General features: G+C 58.1%; 13 protein-coding genes and 1 pseudogene. 10 read left to right on the top strand and 4 right to left on the bottom strand.

Annotated features, from left to right (window positions below; all coding sequences use genetic code 11):
* Positions 1 to 10: 10 nt before the first annotated feature.
* The 3 genes and pseudogenes from fdhF (ACOYW2_RS08025) to fdhF (ACOYW2_RS08015) all read left to right on the top strand — a co-directional run bounded on the left by fdhF (ACOYW2_RS08025) (position 11) and on the right by fdhF (ACOYW2_RS08015) (position 7,210).
* On the top strand, positions 11 to 2,728 hold the full coding sequence (gene fdhF, locus ACOYW2_RS08025; protein WP_482770056.1) for a formate dehydrogenase subunit alpha: 2,718 nt from the start codon (positions 11 to 13) through the stop codon (positions 2,726 to 2,728).
* Between the two features lie 357 nt (positions 2,729 to 3,085).
* A pseudogene (locus ACOYW2_RS08020) lies at positions 3,086 to 4,534 on the top strand (FAD-dependent oxidoreductase); the annotation flags it as partial.
* Between the two features lie 30 nt (positions 4,535 to 4,564).
* The gene (gene fdhF, locus ACOYW2_RS08015) at positions 4,565 to 7,210 is read left to right on the top strand and encodes a formate dehydrogenase subunit alpha (RefSeq protein WP_482771000.1); all 2,646 of its coding nucleotides are present in this window, start codon (positions 4,565 to 4,567) and stop codon (positions 7,208 to 7,210) included.
* A 250-nt stretch (positions 7,211 to 7,460) separates the two neighbouring features.
* On the opposite strand, the gene ACOYW2_RS08010 is transcribed toward fdhF (ACOYW2_RS08015), so the two are convergent.
* Both ACOYW2_RS08010 and ACOYW2_RS08005 read right to left on the bottom strand, forming a co-directional pair.
* Entirely contained in the window at positions 7,461 to 7,619 is a 159-nt protein-coding gene (locus ACOYW2_RS08010) for a hypothetical protein (protein ID WP_482770055.1), read from the bottom strand.
* Between the two features lie 515 nt (positions 7,620 to 8,134).
* Positions 8,135 to 8,428, bottom strand: coding sequence for a hypothetical protein (locus tag ACOYW2_RS08005; RefSeq protein ID WP_482770054.1), 294 nt, complete (start codon positions 8,426 to 8,428; stop codon positions 8,135 to 8,137).
* Positions 8,429 to 9,001: 573 nt separating this feature from the next.
* On the opposite strand from ACOYW2_RS08005, the gene ACOYW2_RS08000 reads away from it, so the two are divergent.
* The 7 genes from ACOYW2_RS08000 to ACOYW2_RS07970 all read left to right on the top strand — a co-directional run bounded on the left by ACOYW2_RS08000 (position 9,002) and on the right by ACOYW2_RS07970 (position 14,818).
* Positions 9,002 to 9,925: an ABC transporter ATP-binding protein gene (locus ACOYW2_RS08000; protein ID WP_482770053.1), complete on the top strand. Its 924-nt coding sequence runs from the start codon at positions 9,002 to 9,004 to the stop codon at positions 9,923 to 9,925.
* Positions 9,926 to 9,945: 20 nt separating this feature from the next.
* Positions 9,946 to 10,176 carry a hypothetical protein gene (locus ACOYW2_RS07995; protein ID WP_482770052.1) on the top strand — a complete coding sequence of 77 codons (231 nt, stop codon included), beginning with the start codon at positions 9,946 to 9,948 and terminating at the stop codon, positions 10,174 to 10,176.
* Positions 10,136 to 10,639, top strand: a complete 504-nt coding sequence (locus ACOYW2_RS07990; RefSeq protein ID WP_482770051.1) for an ABC transporter permease subunit — start codon at positions 10,136 to 10,138, stop codon at positions 10,637 to 10,639. Before ACOYW2_RS07995 ends, ACOYW2_RS07990 begins: the two co-directional genes overlap by 41 nt.
* Positions 10,640 to 10,847: 208 nt before the next feature.
* Positions 10,848 to 11,408, top strand: coding sequence for a DUF7088 domain-containing protein (locus ACOYW2_RS07985; protein ID WP_482770050.1), 561 nt, complete (start codon positions 10,848 to 10,850; stop codon positions 11,406 to 11,408).
* Positions 11,409 to 11,453: 45 nt separating this feature from the next.
* Positions 11,454 to 12,998, top strand: coding sequence for a Gldg family protein (locus ACOYW2_RS07980; RefSeq protein WP_482770049.1), 1,545 nt, complete (start codon positions 11,454 to 11,456; stop codon positions 12,996 to 12,998).
* Between the two features lie 27 nt (positions 12,999 to 13,025).
* Positions 13,026 to 13,955, top strand: coding sequence for a DUF4340 domain-containing protein (locus ACOYW2_RS07975; protein WP_482770048.1), 930 nt, complete (start codon positions 13,026 to 13,028; stop codon positions 13,953 to 13,955).
* A 413-nt stretch (positions 13,956 to 14,368) separates the two neighbouring features.
* A complete protein-coding gene (locus ACOYW2_RS07970; RefSeq protein WP_482770047.1) occupies positions 14,369 to 14,818 on the top strand; it encodes a hypothetical protein in 450 nt (149 codons plus the stop codon).
* A gap of 92 nt (positions 14,819 to 14,910) precedes the next feature.
* On the opposite strand, the gene ACOYW2_RS07965 is transcribed toward ACOYW2_RS07970, so the two are convergent.
* Together ACOYW2_RS07965 and ACOYW2_RS07960 are read right to left on the bottom strand one after the other, a co-directional pair.
* The gene (locus tag ACOYW2_RS07965) at positions 14,911 to 16,065 is read right to left on the bottom strand and encodes an MGDG synthase family glycosyltransferase (protein ID WP_482770046.1); all 1,155 of its coding nucleotides are present in this window, start codon (positions 16,063 to 16,065) and stop codon (positions 14,911 to 14,913) included.
* 20 nt (positions 16,066 to 16,085) lie between these two features.
* Entirely contained in the window at positions 16,086 to 16,967 is an 882-nt protein-coding gene (locus ACOYW2_RS07960) for an alpha/beta fold hydrolase (protein ID WP_482770045.1), read from the bottom strand.
* Between the last annotated feature and the right edge of the window lie 561 nt (positions 16,968 to 17,528).

The following is a 17,528-nucleotide window of genomic DNA, read 5'->3' as shown; positions in this document are numbered from 1 at the left end:
GATTTTGGAGATGGAACACAAAGAGAAGAGAGTCGTCATCGACGAGACCCCCCTTCCCTTTACCGAGGGAGAGACCATCCTTGACGTTGCCCGACGCAACCACATTGATATCCCCACCCTCTGCCACCTCAAGGGGAGCACACCCACCGGGGCCTGCCGCATCTGCATGGTGGAGGTCAAAGGCGCCCGCACCCTCCTGACCGCCTGCACCGTTCCGGTGGAAGACGGCATGACGGTGCGCACCGAGACCCCCGAGATCATCCGCTCAAGGCGCATGACCATTGAGCTGATGCTCTCCTCGGGCCGCCACGACGACTGCCTGGTATGCCCCTCATCCGGCGCCTGCCGCCTCCAGGAGCTCGCCTTCCGTTACAAGGTCAAGGGGACCGCCTTTAAAGACACCGGGGTCACCTACCCCATGGAAGCGGTGAACCCCTTTATCCTGAGGGATTTTTCCAAGTGCATCCTCTGCGGACGCTGCGTTCAGGCCTGCAACGAGGTCCAGGTGAACGAAGCCATCGACTTTGGCTACCGGGGCGCCCGCACCAAGATCATCACCAAAGGCGACCTGCCCCTGAAGGATTCGGACTGCGTCTTCTGCGGGGAGTGCGTCCAGGCCTGCCCGGTGGCGGCCCTGGTGCCCAGGGACGCCCGCATGGTGCCGCGCCTCTCAGAGACCGATGCCGTCCGGACCACCTGCTCCTACTGCGGGGTGGGCTGCCAGGTGAACCTCCACGTCAAAAACAACCGGGTCTGGCACGTCACCGGCTGCGAAGACGCCGCCCCCAACTTCGGGAGCCTCTGCGTCAAGGGGCGGTACGGGTTTGACTTCATCGCCTCGGATCGTCGCCTCACCACCCCCCTCATCAAAGAGGACGGGGCGTTCCGGGAGGCCTCCTGGGACGAGGCTTTGGACCTTACGGCCAGGCGCCTCAAAGAGATCGCCGGTGCCCACGCCGATGCCGTGGGGATCCTCACATCCGCCCGCATCACCAATGAAGAGAACTACGTGGCCCAGAAGTTCACCCGCACGGTGCTGAAAACGAACAACATCGATCACTGCGCACGGTTATGACACAGCTCCACGGTGGCCGGTCTGGCCGCCTCCTTAGGCAGCGGTGCCATGACAAACCCCATCTCGGATATCGAGAAGGCCGATGTGATCCTCGTGACGGGTTCCAACACCACGGAGACCCACCCCGTCATCGCGGCGGCCGTGAAACGGGCCGCCAAATTCGGCGGGAAAAAGCTCATTGTGGCAGACCCCCGCGAGATCACCCTGAAACAACACGCCAACCTCTCCATGGCCCCCAGGCCCGGCGGTGATATTGCCTGGATCAACGGCATGATCCACGTGATCCTTGAGGAAGGACTTCAGGACAAGCGATACATCCTGGAGCGCACCGAGGGCTTTGACGCCATGGCCAAATCCGTGGCTCCTTTCACCCCGGACTACGTGGAAACCATCACCGGCATCCCCAAAGAGACCCTGGTTGCCGCGGCGCGTCTCTACGCCGGGGCGGAAAAGGGCTCCATCCTCTATTGCATGGGCATCACCCAGCACGTCAACGGCACCGATGCCGTAAAAGCCCTGGCCAACCTGGCCATGCTCTGCGGCAACGTGGGCATTGAAGGCGGCGGGGTCAACCCGCTGCGCGGCCAGAACAACGTGCAGGGCGCCTGCGACATGGGGGGCCTGCCCGACGTCTACCCCGGCTACAGAAAAGTCCATGAAGAGGCCCACGCCCAGACCATGGAGAAAGCCTGGGGCGTCACCGGCCTCTCCCGCACCCCCGGCCTCACCGCCACGGAGATGGTGGACGCGGCCATCAAGGGCGACCTCAAAGCCCTGTACGTCATCGGCGAAAACCCCCTGGTCTCCGAAGCCGACCTCACCCACACGGAAAAAGGATTCGGCAACCTGGAGTTCCTCGTGGTCCAGGACATCTTCATGTCCGAAACCGCCCGGGCCGCCGACGTGGTCCTTCCGGCCCTGTGCTTTGCCGAAAAAGAGGGGACCTTCACCAACACGGAACGCCGCGTGCAGCGGGTGCACAAAGCCGTAGACGGCCCCCAGGGGGTCTCCACGGACTGGCAGATTATCTGCGACATCGCCCGCCGCATGGGAGAGGAGATGGGATTTGGGTCCGCCGAAGCTATTTTCAACGAGCTGGCAACCGTAACCCCGACCTTCTCCGGCCTCTCCTACCCCCGCATTGAAAAGGAGGGCATCCCCTGGCCCTGTCCCACGGCAGACCACCCGGGTACGCCCCGGCTCCACGTCGGGACCTTTGCCAAGGGCAAAGGCACCTTCCACCCCATCGCGTGGACACCGCCTGCCGAGGTCACGGACGAGGAGTATCCCCTGGCCCTGACCACCGGCCGGGTCCTTTACCACTACCACACCGGCACCATGACCCGAAAATCCAAGGGACTCAACGAACGCTCACCGGAGTGCTTCGTGGAAATGGAGGGCACCGACGCCAAGGCCCTCGGCCTTGCCGACGGCACCATGGCCACCATCACCTCCCGGCGGGGAGAGATCACCGCCAAGGTCAAGGTCAGCCGCCGCATGGGCAAAGGGACGGTCTTTATCCCCTTCCACTTTGCCGAGGCTGCCGCCAACCGCCTGACCAACGCCAAGCTGGACCCGGTTTCCAAAATCCCGGAGTTCAAGGTGTGCGCGGTGCGCATCGCCCCGGCTCCAGGAGGCCTGGGAGAAACCTGAGACCTTGCAGGCGACAGGTAGAAAAAACCGAAGCCCCATGCCCCTCAACCCATGACCTTCAGAAACCGACCTCCTGCGCCTTGCCGCAGGAGGCGGTTTCATGTAGGCTGTGGGTCTTCAACACAGAATATAGAAGCGATCTGGTGCTCACAGGTGGCCGCTGTTCGGCCCCAAAACCCCGGTTCAGGAATTCAACAGATGATTCCGTGCCCGGGGCTGCGTGCCCCTTGTGGAAGCCCATCGCACCAAACGACAGACCGGGGCGTCACCCCTTGCGGATGACGCCCATTTGTTTATATGCCCATTTGTTATCTGAATGTTTCCGCCGGTCCGAGACCTTCCGGCACGGAGTGATGTATGGCCAAGTTAACCATCAACGGCGTCCACGTAGAAGCCGATGAGTCCAAGACCCTGCTCGATGTAATCCGAGAGCACCGCATTGCCGATATCCCAACCCTTTGCCATGTGGAGAAGACCTCCCCCTTCGGGGCCTGCTCCCTCTGCGTGGCCGAAGTGGAAGGCGCCCCCGCCCTTCGACGCACCTGCGCCACCACCGTTGCCGACGGCATGGTGGTACGCACCGAGACCGATGCGGTCAAACGATCCCGGAAGACCAACCTGGAGCTCCTCCTCGGTCGCCACACGGCCGACTGCTACGCCCCCTGCCGCCTGGCCTGCCCGGCCAACGTGGACATCCAGGGCTATGTGGCCCTTGCCAAGCGGGGCCTCTACAAAGAGGCGGTCAAGCTCATGAAGGAGACCAACCCCCTGCCCATCGTCTGCGGCAGGGTGTGCGCCAAGCCCTGCGAAAACGCCTGTCGCCGGAACCTCATGGACGAGCCCGTGGACATCAAAAACATCAAACGGTTTGTGGCCGACCGCGAGCTGGCCTTGGGCGATATCTACGTCCCCGAGCCGGGCAAGGCCACGGGCCGCTCCGTGGCCATCATCGGCACCGGCCCTGCCGGGCTCTCCGCTGCCTACTTCCTGCGCCTTGCCGGGCACCGGGTGGTCATGTTCGAAGCCATGCCCGAACCCGGCGGCATGATGCGCTACGGCATCCCCGAGTACCGCCTCCCCAAAAAGGACCTTCGTGCCGAAATCGACGCCATTTTCGCCATGGGTGTGGAGGTGCGCTACAACGTGGCCCTGGGCCGCGATTTTACCCTTGCTGAGCTGCGGGAAGATTTCGACGCCGTCTTCATCGGGCATGGCGCCCAGGTGGGCTCGTCCATGGGCACCACCGGCGGCGACCTTTCCGGGGTCATGCAGGGCGTGGACTTTCTCCGGGAGGTCAACCTGGGCACGGCCAAAAAGCTCAGCGGAAGCGTCTTTGTGGTGGGCGGCGGCAACACCGCCATCGACGCGGCCAGGACCGCCCTGCGCTACGGCGCGGACAAGGTAACCATCATCTACCGCCGCACTGAAAAAGAGATGCCCGCAGCCATCGAGGAGATCGAGGACGCCAAGGAAGAAAAAATCGAAATCCGCATCCTCACCAACCCCGTGGCCTACAAAGGGGAAGACGGACGCCTTAACGGGGTCACCTTCGTGAAGATGGAACTCGGTGAACCCGACGCCAGCGGCAGACGACGCCCCGTTGTCATGGAAGACAGCGAGTACACCGAACACGCCGACCATGTCATCGAAGCCATCGGCCAGAAGGTGGTCACGGACTTCCTTGGCGGCATCGGCCTTACCCGGTGGAATTCCATCGACGCGGACGGCGCCCTCTTCTCCACCAACATGGAAGGGGTCTACGCCGGGGGCGATGCCGTCACCGGACCCAGCGTCATCATCGAGGCGGTGGCCCACGGCCGCAAAGCCGCCTTTGCCATGGACCGCCTCCTCTCAGGACGCGCAGCCAAGGCCGAAGACCGCCTGGGCTTTCACGTAAAAAAGGAAGATTTCGGCGCCCTTTCCGCCGACGACCTCAAGGGAAAACCCCTCCTTCCCCGCCGCCACATCGAAAAAGCCGACCCCGAGACCCGGGCGGAGAGCTTCACCGAGGTGGAGCTGGGATTCACCGAAGAGAACCTCCTGGCCGAAACCGGTCGCTGCCTCGAATGCGGCTGCCAGGATGTATCAGGGTGCGACCTGAGGCGCTACGCCACGGACATGGAAGCCGACAAGACCCGCTTCATGCCCAAGGAGCCCCTAAAAGAAACGTTTTCCGCCCACAAATCCCCCCACGGCATTGAAGAGGTCAACCCCTTCATCATCCGGGACTTCAACAAATGCATTCTCTGCGGTTCCTGTGTCCAGGCCTGCAACGACGTCCAGGTCAACGAAGCCATCGACCTGGGCTTCAGGGGCATTGGGGCCAAAATCGTGGCGGGCATCGACCAGCCCCTGAAGGACTCGTCCTGCGTCTTCTGCGGGTCATGCGTCCAGGCCTGCCCCGTGGGCGCCTTAACCGAGAAGAATGTGGTCTACAGAGGAAAGCCCTGGGACGAAACAAAAACGCGATCAACCTGCGGTTACTGCGGGGTGGGATGCCAGATCGACATCCACGCCAAAGCAGGTAAGGTCACCCGCATAACCGGCGTCGAAGAGAGCGCGCCCAACTTTGGGAGCCTCTGCGTCAAGGGACGCTACGGCTTTGACTTCATCGGCTCGGATGAACGCCTCACCACGCCCCTCATCAAAGAAAACGGAACATTCCGGGAAGCCACCTGGACCGAGGCCCTGGATCTCACGGCCAGGCGCCTCAAAGAGATCTCCGAGGCCCACGGCGATGCCGCAGGGGTCCTCACCTCGGCCCGCGTCACCAACGAAGAGAACTACGTGGCCCAAAAATTTGCCCGCACCGTATTGAAAACAAACAACTTAGATCACTGCGCGCGGTTATGACATTCCTCTACGGTGGCCGGTCTGGCCGCCGCATTCGGAAGCGGTGCCATGACAAACCCCATCTCGGATATCGAGAAGGCGGATGTCATCCTTGTTGCGGGCTCCAACACCACGGAGACTCACCCCGTCATCGCTGCGGCCGTAAAACGCGCGGTGAAATTCGGGGGAACCAAGCTCATTGTGGCAGATCCCAGGAGAATCGAGCTTAAAAAACACGCCCACCTCTCCCTGGCCCCTGCCCCGGGCAGTGACCTGGCCTGGATCAACGGCATGATCCGCGTGATCCTTGAAGAGGGGCTCGAAGATGCAGCTTACATCGAAAAGCGCACCGAAGGCATCGACGCCTTACGGGAGGCCGTGGCCCCCTATACCCCGGAACACGTCGAAGAATTCACCGGGATCCCCGCAGAGCAGCTTGTCCAGGCGGCCCTGGTCTACGCAGGTATGAAAAAGGGGAGCATCCTCTACTGCATGGGCATCACCCAGCACACCACGGGCACGGACAACGTAAAGGCCCTGGCCAACCTGGCCATGGTCTGCGGCAACGTCGGCATCGAAGGCGGCGGGGTTAACCCCCTGCGCGGACAGAACAACGTCCAGGGCGCCTGCGACATGGGAGGCCTGCCCGACGTCTACCCCGGCTACCGAAAGGTCCACGACGAAGCCCACGCCCTTGCCATGGAAAAAGCCTGGGGCGTCACCGGCCTCTCCCGCACGCCGGGCCTCACCGCAACAGAGATGGTGGACGCGGCCATCAAAGGGAGTTTAAAGGCCCTTTACGTGATTGGCGAAAACCCCCTTGTGTCTGAAGCGGATCTGAACCATGCGGAAAAAGCATTCCACAATCTTGATTTCCTCGTGGTCCAGGATATCTTTATGACCGAGACCGCCCAGGCGGCTGATGTGGTGCTCCCAGCCCTCTGCTTTGCGGAAAAAGACGGCACCTTCACCAACACCGAAAGGCGCGTGCAGCGCGTGCGCAAAGCCGTGGACGGCCCCGAGGGCGTGCCCTCGGATTGGGAGATCACCTGCGAGATCGCCCGGCGCATGGGGACCAACATGAGCTACCCATCGGCCGAAGCTATCTTTGATGAGATCGCCTCGGTCACCCCCGCCTTTGCCGGACTGAACTACGGACGCCTCGACGGCGAGGGTATCCCCTGGCCCTGCCCCACGGCAGACCACCCCGGCACCCCGCGCCTCCACGTGGAGCGCTTTGCAAGGGGCAAAGGCATCTTCTTTCCCGTGACCTTTACCCCGGCAGCAGAGACCCCGGATGCCGACTACCCCCTGGTCCTCACCACCGGACGGGTGCTCTACCACTACCACACCGGCACCATGACCCGAAAATCGGGAGGCCTCAACCAGCAGGTAAGTGAGTGCTTTGTGGAGATGAGCCGGGAAGACGCACTGGACAAATGCCGTGATGCGCAGATGGAAGGCTTCGACGGCTTTGACGCGGAGATCAAAGCCCGGGTGAACCTCTCCGACCGCATGGAAAAAGGGACGGTCTTTCTGCCCTTCCACTTTGCCGAAGCAGCCGCCAACCGGCTCACCAACGCCGCCCTGGACCCGGATTCCGACAGTATCCCGGAGTTCAAGGTCTGTGCTCTTGCGGATTCGTGGTGAAGGTCAACGAAAGCTGGCCTCCGGCTGCACTGCCGGGGGCCAAACTTTTCCCGATTTAGTGAGTTGAATTTGACATACAGGTCGTTAAGAAACGGCTTGCCGATGACCACAACACCAAAAAGCCCCGGCAGCTTTCCTGCCGGGGCTTTTTGGTGTTCCGTGACGCGCCGTGTTCAAGCAGCTCAGGTATCGGGGACGCAATGACATACGGCCATTTCAGGCCAATCTGAGATCTCGGTGCCAGGGCCGCCTACCACTCACGCTGATCGTCCGCTTCGATGAGGCAATGGGGAAGCAGTTTTTTTAATTTGCCCAGCTCCTCTTCGTTAAAGCAGTTGCGCCTCACATTGAGGTATTTCAAATTTTTCATTTCGCCGTAGTAATCCCAGACCCGCGAAACCGTCGCCATATATGAGAGATTCCAGGTTTGGCAATCGGCAAATCGTCTCCCAGAGGTCACACAGCTGGTTATCGGACAATTCCAGGTGCCTGAGCTGCGGCAGCCCTTCAAAGGGAATATCGCTGAGATCGTTCTCCCGCATGTCGTTTGAAAAAAAAGTCAGCGACTGGAGATTAGGATACCGATCCAGTCTGGACAATTCATCGGCGATATCTTCGATGAACATATCCCCATAGTGGATACAGCAGACATTTTCCGGCGCTTCCTCCAGGTTCTCCAAAACATGGTACATGCCTGGATTGGGGACCGAACAGAGAATGGATTCCCACACGTTTCGGGGGTTACCGGCAAAGACCGTTCTCCCCTCCCGGGTAACCCCACCGATGGTCTCTGCCAACTCCTGACAGTAGTGAAGCTTAAACGCTGAAACTGTGCTTCGGATTCAAACGCAAGCTCAATGGGGGAATACTTTGACGATGCCCATCTCAGCATCTTCCAAGACCCGCCTTGCCTTATCCACTGCATCAGTCTTCTTTGATAGTGATCTCAGGGTGTCCATCGATATAATCCATCATGGACCCCGCCGCCAACAGGATGGTTTCCGGCCGCATGGCAGCCACCGGATGGGGGCATCGACGTTCATTGCCCTGAGGATGTCTTTGACCTATTTTACGACCGTACAATGCAAGCAGTTTAGCTAGAATTCTCAGCATGTGAAACACCCTTATATTCGATTCATGATCAGCATGGCGGCGTTGTCGCAAGTGCCGGTTAACAGACAAGGTCATACCAGAAATGACCGACTTAAGATAATTCAAATAAGGGCGCCTTACTCAGCACGCCCAAGCGAATGCCTTAGTTAAGGATCGGTTACGACACCCGTCGTGCATCCTCCTCACAGCCGGTAATAGACTTTTCCATGCTTACTTTGTGATTTGAAGGCAATTTGAGTGACCACAAAAAATCCCCCCGCCCCCACAAAAGACATCCCTGGAAGTACACTATCCCCTCATGACACCACCAAAGCATAAAGAGTGATTGCTTCACATGCCACTGGGTGTCCCGGTGGTATGCGCCAAACGAAAAAAACTGCCCACCGGCCCCTCCCCTTTGCCTCCATGCATATTCCCCCTTGCATTTTCCTTTGCCATATGTAAAAAAATCTTTGTTTAAATTGCTGCACAGCAACCGTCACCCGGCCTTTTCGGGCGTGAAGATTCCTTCCGGTGGCACGTTCAATACCGGATTTTTTAAACCCCGCGCACCGACCATCCTTTCAACCTGAGCCGGCTGACAAATCGGGCACGCATCAGGTGGCCGGATCCAAACCCACCACGCCCGTGTATTAAAAAGCGCCTTATATTAAAAAGCTATTGTTCAAGGAGGAATCCATGATCAGGGTTGACGATGTCACCAAAGACTACGGCGCATTCCGCGCGGTGGACGGCATCAGCCTGGAGATTCGTAAAGGGGAAATCTTAGGACTTCTGGGCCCCAACGGCGCCGGCAAGACCACCACCCTTAAAATGCTCACCGGCTACTTCCGCCCCACCAGCGGAGAGATCTACTACAACGATACGCCCGTATCCAACCAGCCCCTGGAGCTCAAAAAACGTATCGGCTACCTGCCGGAGTCGGCTCCCCTCTACCCCAACATGCTGGTGTATGACTTCCTTTGCTACACGGCGGACGTCCGGGGCATCCCCAAGGCAAACCGCCTTGCCCGCATCAAGGAGATGTCTGCCCTGTGCAGCCTCACGGACATCATGGACAAACCCATCGGCGCCCTTTCCAAGGGCCTCAAGCAACGGGTGGGACTGGCCTATGCCATGATCAGCGACCGGAACACCCTTGATGGGATGATGATCTCTGGGCTGGATCCCAACCAGATCGTGGAGATCCGAAAAATTATCCGGGACATCGGGGAGACCCGCACCATTATTTTCTCCACCCATATCCTGAGCGAAGCCGAGGCCACCTGCGACCGCATCGCCATTGTCCACAAAGGGAAAATCGTGGCCGACGGCACCACCGATGAGATTCGCACCGGCGGCAACGGCAGCGGCCCCTGCCTGAAGATGGACGTAAAAGGGGCACCGGCCGACGAGGCCAAGGCCCTGTTCCAGGGCATCGGCAGCGTGGCAACGGTGGAGGCAGCCCAGAGCAAGGAGAACCGCTGCGAGCTTGCCGTTACCTTCAAAAAGGGCCAGGACGGCCGGGAAGCCGTGTACAACGCCGTCAAGGGGACCGACGGGCGTCGATCAGCCGCCCGGCGATGGAAGCCAACACCCTTGAATCCATCTTCCGAACCCTGACGAAGGAGAACTAAAAGCCCATGCAGACCCTTCACATCATGAAAAAAGAGCTGAAAGACTTCTTCACCTCGCCCATCGCCTACATCGTCATCGCCATCTTTCTTTTAGTGTACGGTCTGTCCCTCACTTTTTTGAAACGGCCAGGCAAGCCTGCGGGACTTTTTTGCGCTCTTGCCCCTGATCTTCTCCTTTGTGATCCCGGCGGTGACCATGCGCCTTTTTGCCGAAGAGCTGGCCATGGGCTCCTTTGAGGTGGTCATGACCCTGCCGGTCACCCCCCGGGACATTGTGGTGGGAAAATTCCTCTCGGCCCTGGTCTTTGTCTGCGCCATGCTCACCCCCACCTTTGCCTATGCTGTCACCGTGGCCCTCTTCGGCGACCTGGACTGGGGGCCGGTCATCGGCGGGTACGCAGGGGCCATCCTCCTGGGCGGGGCCTTTGCCGCCATCGGGCTTTTTGCCTCCTCCCTGACCCGCAACCAGATCATCGCCTTTATCCTGGGGACCCTCATCTGCTTTGCCCTCACCCTGGTGGACAAGCTCCTGGTCTTTTTTCCCACGGCTATCCTGGGCTTTTTCAGCCAGATCGGAGCCGACTACCACTTCCGGAACATCGCCCGAGGCGTGGTGGACTCCAGGGACCTCCTCTACTTCGGCGGCGTGATTTTTCTCTTCCTTTACGGGGCCTCCATCTCAGTGACGGATAAAAACTAAACAAGCCCTCTCGGCGGCCAGGGAATGCTCCGGGGTTCTGCTCCTGCCATCTTTCACATTCGCTGACGGGCCTCGCCCGTGATGTTTACACATATGACCAAAACTTCATCGAATTAGCCTGGGCATAAATAAAAACCTGTTTATCAAACTTTTCAAAAGTTTGGCCCCCGGCAGGGCCGCCGGAGGCATAACCATAGATAAGGCAACCATGAAAAAAGAAAAATATCTCAAAGGACTGATCTACATAGTGGTGGTGGTGCTTTTGAATGTGGCGGGTGCCACCCTTTTCTTTCGGGCGGACCTCACAAAAAACAAGGTCTACTCCCTTTCCGACGCCAGCATCGAGGCGGTGAAGAACCTTTCGGAGCCGCTGACCATCAACGTCTTCTTCTCCGAGGACCTTCCGGCCCCCCACAACACCACCGAAAAGTACCTCGCCGACCTGCTGGAGGAATATGCCTTAAACGCCAACCGTTACTTCAACTTTCGATTCTATTCCATCGGCGGGGACATGGAGACCAACCCCACGAGCAAGCGCAACGCGGAACTGGCGGGCAGCTATGGCATCCGGCCGGTGAGCATCCAAATCGTGGAAAGCGATGAGGTAAAGGTCAAGACCGCGTACATGGGGCTTGTGGTGATCCACGGGGACCTCATCGAGCGTATTCCGGCCATCACCTCCACCGAAGGGCTGGAGTACAAGCTCACCATGTCCATGATGAAGCTGGGCAACAAGATCAGCACCCTTCTTTCCCTTGACGGAAATTGAGCCTGCACCTTCACCTCTCCCGCTCCATGGCGGAAGGGCTCCTCCATGGCTCTGCACCTCCATGACCTGCCGGGTCGCGTGGAGGCAGCCGTCACCAAAATCAGCCGACGCAGCTACGACCGCCTCACCTTCAACCGCTTTGATCCGCAAACCACCAAAGAAAAGCAGACCCTGGCCGAGCGCTACGGGGTGCTCCAGCTTGGGTGGCCGGATCTCTCAGGCGGCAAGATCAAGGCGGGCTCCGGCATCATCGGCATGGTCATGCGATACGGAGACAAATCCGTCACCATCCCCATCCTTGAGGTGAACCGCATTCCCCTTTTCGGCACCCAGTACAAGCTCATGACCGATCAGGAGATGGAAGAGGCCGTGGGCGGGGCCGTGGAGTCCCTCATCGACATCAACGAAAAGGTGGGCTATCTCACAAGCAACGGCACGGCGCCGCGCTTCGATCGCAACCCCGCCAACCCCATGGCCCCCGGCACGAGCGCCCTGAACAACTTCAGCGCCACCCTCTCCCGCAATTACGCGGTGTCCGATGTGGACCTCAAGGCAAACGGTATCCCCGAGGACATCAACAGCCTCATTATCGCCGGGGCCAAGGAGACCTTCACGGACTACGACCTCTTCCGCATTGATCAGGCCCTCATGGCGGGGAAAAACGTGGCCGTGTTCGTGGACGCCTTCAAAGAGATGCAGAATCCCAACCCCCAGATGGCCTTCATGCAACCCTCCACCTACACCCCGGTTCGCACGGGCCTCGACAAGCTCCTGGCCCACTACGGGGTTCGCGTTCAAAGCGCCTACATCATGGACGAGAACTGCTACAAGCAAAACCTGCCCAGGCGCATGGGGGGCGGTCAGCAGAACGTTTACTTTGCCCCCATCATCGAAAACGACACCATCAACCACGACGTTCCCTTCATGAACAACATCAAGGGGCTCGTCACCTTAAAGGCCGCACCGGTCATCGTGGACGAGAAGACCGTTTCAGAGCAGAACCTGTCGGCCGCCACCCTCTTTTCCACCTCCGAACGTTCCTGGCTCAAGGAGAGGAACATCTCCCTGAACCCCATGTTCCTCAAACCGCCCACAGACGCGGGCTCCTTTGCCAGCCGTCCCGTGGCCGCCATGGTGGAGGGCTCCTTTACCAGCTACTTCAAGGGAAAGCCCATCCCGGAAAAACCGAGCCCCGCCCCCCCCGAGGGAGAAGAGACCAAACAACCTGAAAACAAGGCAGCTGCCATCTCCCAGACAGGCGCCGTGGTCGAGCACGGCAAACCGGCCCGCCTCATCGTGGTGGGCTCCCTGGACATGCTCACCAACAGCCTCTTTGATGAGCAGGGAGAAAGCGCCAACGCCACCTTTGTCATGAACCTCATGGACGGGCTCAACGGCCGCGAGGGCATCGCCGTCATGCGAAGCAAAAAGCAGCGATTCAACCCCATCGACAAGGTGCCGGACAGCGTCAAGACGCCAGTGAAGGCCTTCAACATCGTGGGCCTGCCCCTGCTCGTCGCCCTCTTCGGCATGGCGGTTTACGCCAAACGCCAGTCCCGACGAAAAACCATCCGGGCCATGTTTCAATAACACTACCACCACAGGAGGACACCTGACGTGAAAAAAGAAACCATCATTCTCCTTGCCCTCATCGTGGCCCTGAGCGCCTACCTCTTCCTTCGGGACACCGACGGCACCAGCTATGAGCTGCCGGTTCTCGACACCGTGTCCGCAGGGGATGTGGACCGCATGGAGATTAAGACACAAGCAGAGACCCTGCTCTTTGAAAAAGAGGGAGATGAGTGGACCGTTGATTTAGAGGGGTTTCCCGCCAAACAGGAGCAGGTCACAAAACTTGTGGAGACCGCAGGGGATATGACGCTGACAGCCATGGTCTCCGAGGCCGAAAGCTACAACCGCTACGACCTTGACCCGAAGACCGCAAAAAACGTCCGCCTCTACAAAGGCGAAACCGTGCTGCGGGACGTCACCGTGGGCAAGGCCGCCCCCTCCATGGGCCACACCTTTGTGACCATTGAAGGCGACAAAAAAGTCTACCACGCCAAGGGGAACTTCGCCTCCCAGTTCACAACGGATTCGAACCGGTTCATCGACAAGACCGTCTTTAACCTCATCGCCTCCGAGGTGAACGCCCTTGCCGTCACCATGGGAGAGACCGACCTTGCCCTCACCAGGGCCACGGAGCCGGGCGAGGAAGGCGCGGCCCCCAAAACCATCTGGAAAGACCAAAACGGCAACACCCTGTCAGCCGAAAAAGTGGATAAACTCATCGCCTCCCTGTGCCGCCTTTCATGCGACACCTGGCTGATGGAAGAGAAAAAAGATGAGACCCCTGCCCTTTCCGTTGTCCTGACAACGGACCGCCCCTACACCCTTGAGCTCTTCGGAGACGCCCCCATGCACGGCACCGCCACCGACAAGCGGCTCGGGTTTACCCTCACCCAGGCAAAAGGGACTGACATCCTGGGCGCGGTGCAGGCCCTTGAAGAGACACCCCAGGCCGAGCTGAGCCAGGCCGATAAGTAACCAATGAATGGGCAGGCCGCATTCCGGTCTGAAAAGCCATTGAACAGTTGCCCTTGATTTCCTACCGAAACCGTGATGTTATCGTCACATATCAATGGCGATTAAAAACAAACGGGTGCATGAGGTTCATCACCCCATGTACCCGTTCTTTTTTCGTAACTATTCAGCTCAAAAAAAACAGCCTCCGGCGGCAAGGTGTGCCACCTTGAAAGCAGGTTGCGGGTATGGCTAGTCTCCGCCCCTCGTTCCTCGGGTCAAATCACATCCGCCTTTAAAGTAAACGTTCACTCAAAAAGATGTTTTTAAACCTGTTTGCTTAACTTTTTAGAAGTTTAGCCCCCGGCAGGGCCGCCGGAGGCATAAGCTGAGTAGTTACCTTTTTTCCAACCGCACACACACGAGAGAGGCCCCACATGAGAGCACTCCTGTCCATGCCGCGACGTCTCGCCCTTGTACTGGCGATCCTTATTTTCACCCCCGTCCTTGCCGCAGCAAACGAAGAGCAGCCCATGATGAAAATGCCCGTGGACGGTGCCTGCGAAGAGCCTTATATCCTCTTTGAAGGGGTCTGCGCCATCCCGGCTTTCATGCAGGGCCAGCCCGCCACCATCATGGAGCAGATCAAGGCCTTTAAACTGGCCCATGCCAATGAACCCGCAGAGCCCGAACCGGAGGCGGCCACCGAGTCTGTCAATGAAGACCCCTTGTGCGCCAGGTACAGAAAAATGATCGAAGAGCACTCGAAATCCAAGGTCGCGACATACAACCCCGAAACTGCCGAAATGGAAAAGGCCATGAGCCAGGCCGAAGGGACGTCCATTGAAGAGGCCAGGGAGTACCTGATCAACTTTTGCCAGGAGTGATGGAAAGACGGGTCAGGACGTTGGCATAGGGGGCTCGGAGACCTTACAGGCATTCTGCGTACGAGAGATGAGCCCCCATATCGTCCGGGTTTTCAGGAATGGCCCGCGTTCCGTTCCAACGCCTCGCATATGATATCCAGAACGTGTGCTGCCGCATCGGGCCGTGCAATCTGTGCTGCTTTTTCCTTCATCTCACCTATTTTGTCAGGACGATCCATAAGCCGCTTGATTTTATGTTCCAAGGACGTCGCATCCAGCGCTTTGAGTGCTGCGCCGTGCTCAAGAAGGTAATCGGCATTTCGCTCTTCCTGGCCTGGAATCGGAGAGATGATGATCATGGGAAGCCCCATGGCCAGGCATTCGGCACTGGTCAAGCCTCCGGGTTTGGTCACGGCAATATCGCTCACGGCCATCACCCGCTCTATGGTGTTGGTAAATCCCATGGGGATCAGTCGTCCCCCATGGGATTCAGATAGCCGGGTAAGGGAGAGGAAAAGGTCTTCATTTTTACCTGCAAGGGCGATGACCTGGCACATGGGGTCCGTCTCTAGCATGCGCTCGGTCAAGGTGAGCATATCCCCCAATCCCTCACCACCGGACATCATAAGAACGGTTGGTTTGTCAAGGTCCACACCCAGCTCAGCCGCCCAGGCCTCTGTGTCATGGGCCATGATAAACGACGGGACGATGGGAATACCCGTCATGTATATGTTCGACGGCTGAATACCAAACGCCTCAAGTTTCCACGACGCTTCCTCACAGGCCACGAAATAGCCGTCCATTCGGTTCTGGAACCAAAGCCCGTGAACATCGAAATCCGTCACTTGAATCCAGCACGGAACCTTCATCCGGCCTTTTCTGATTTTTCGTGAAATCAGTCCGGCGGGAAGAAAATGGGTACAGAGGATCCCGTCGGGATTGATCCGCTCGATTTCATCCATCAATGCCCGGGCACTGAGCCGCTCCAAGGCAAGCCGTACATTTTTCATCTTTGAGTCGTCATTTTCGGCCCGATCGCTTTTGGAAAACATGTATCCCCACAGGGAGGGATGGCGTTCGATGATTTTTAAATAGCTCTCCTTGTACGCTTTCCTGAACGCTCCCGACACATACTCCATGGCATCCAGATGCACGACCTCCAACTCCGGGCAATGGAGCAAAGCGGTCTTACGAATCGCTTCAGCCGCACGAACATGGCCAGACCCGATGGAAACACTTATCACCAACAGTTTTCTTTTTTTACCCATGATTGTTTTAATACCTTCCCTTAGAAAATATGCCTTTCCGTCCAATCCAGAATACGACCGAATAGTTCGTCTCGATTCACCTCATTGAAGTTTTCATGGTAATTTGCCTCGTATGTGGTGACGTCGGCAAGTCCTGGCGGAACATCGGCCATGGCCTGTTGACTCACCGCCGGATCCGCCAGCCTGTCGTCTCCGGCAATCACGCAAAAAATGGGCACCCTCTCCCAGGTTTTCATGTGGGCCACCACCCACTGCTGGGTCTTCTCTGACTCCACGCCCAGGCTGGCTGAGACCTTTGTGCTCCTTAAGCCACGTTTCTCGTCGTCAACATGGCGCTTTGTGATCTTTTCATCGTGGGTCAGGTGATGCGTCAATGCAGGGGGGGTAACCGAAAATGTGGGATGCACCCAGGCAACCAGCCTGGAGGCATGGTACAGCACCTTCGGCACGGCCACCTTGTTCTTCAACCACGGTGACGAGAGGATATATCCTTTGATGTCCGCTTCTTTCCCCAGAGTCAGCCCGTAATAGAGTGCGATAAGGGCCCCGTTTGAATGGGAGAGGACAAACACAGGAATACCGGGATGGCGCTCTTTCACCCAACCGATGTAACCATGGATATCCCGCGCATAGGTATCGTATGAATCAATATGAAAAAAGTTTCTGCCCCCGGGATTGTGCTTCGGGTAGGTTCCGTGAAACCTCAGATCCGGGGCGTAGGTGGCAATCCCTTTCGTTTTGAAGTACTCAGCCGGCGTTACCCAGTCTCCACCGTGTGCCATGCCGCCGTGGATCCCGATAAAAATCGCCGTCACCTCTGAGCCGGGAAGCCATGCACGAGAGAGCAACGTTGTCACCTCATCTGCCTGAAAAAGCTCGCACGTTGTTTCGCCGTAATTCACTGTGTCTCCTGATAGTGGTTGGCCTTTGAAAAAAACCGGCAGGTTGGCATCCGATCCTCATAAAGAGGAGGTATTCCCTTTGCACACCGGCGTCAAGGCCTTACTTAGAGCGGGTATTTGATAAGAATAATGATAAATGGCTTTCGCATTTCCAAAGTAACCGATCATTATCTCATGAAATGTCTGCACAAAACGCACCACACCGTGAATACCTTACGTTACCACCGCTGGGCAATCATATATACGAACTTACTGCCTTGACAAATTGCTTGCGCTGTAACTATAAAGTCCAATCAAGACAGCAATACTGAGTAATTCGAAACATCAAGCCATTACAACAAACACGAAGAGACTGACACACAGGTATTTGCCACACAAAACGTGCAAACACCAAGCAATCCCCCCTCTCTGCCCCCCAACCGAGTAAAAATTGACAAAGGCACTGCTTTTGTATCGTGGGCCAAAATCTTGGCCGTGTATGCCCCCCCCTTAATCCCCCCCCAACACGTCTTTGCATCAACATGCAATACCGACTTTTCCGTCAAGCTGAAGAGACAGGCT

The organism is Desulfoluna sp. CLI2B (assembly GCF_056847375.1).
Note: the sequence above shows the minus strand (reverse complement) of the source record. Positions and strands in the feature narration are given on the sequence as shown.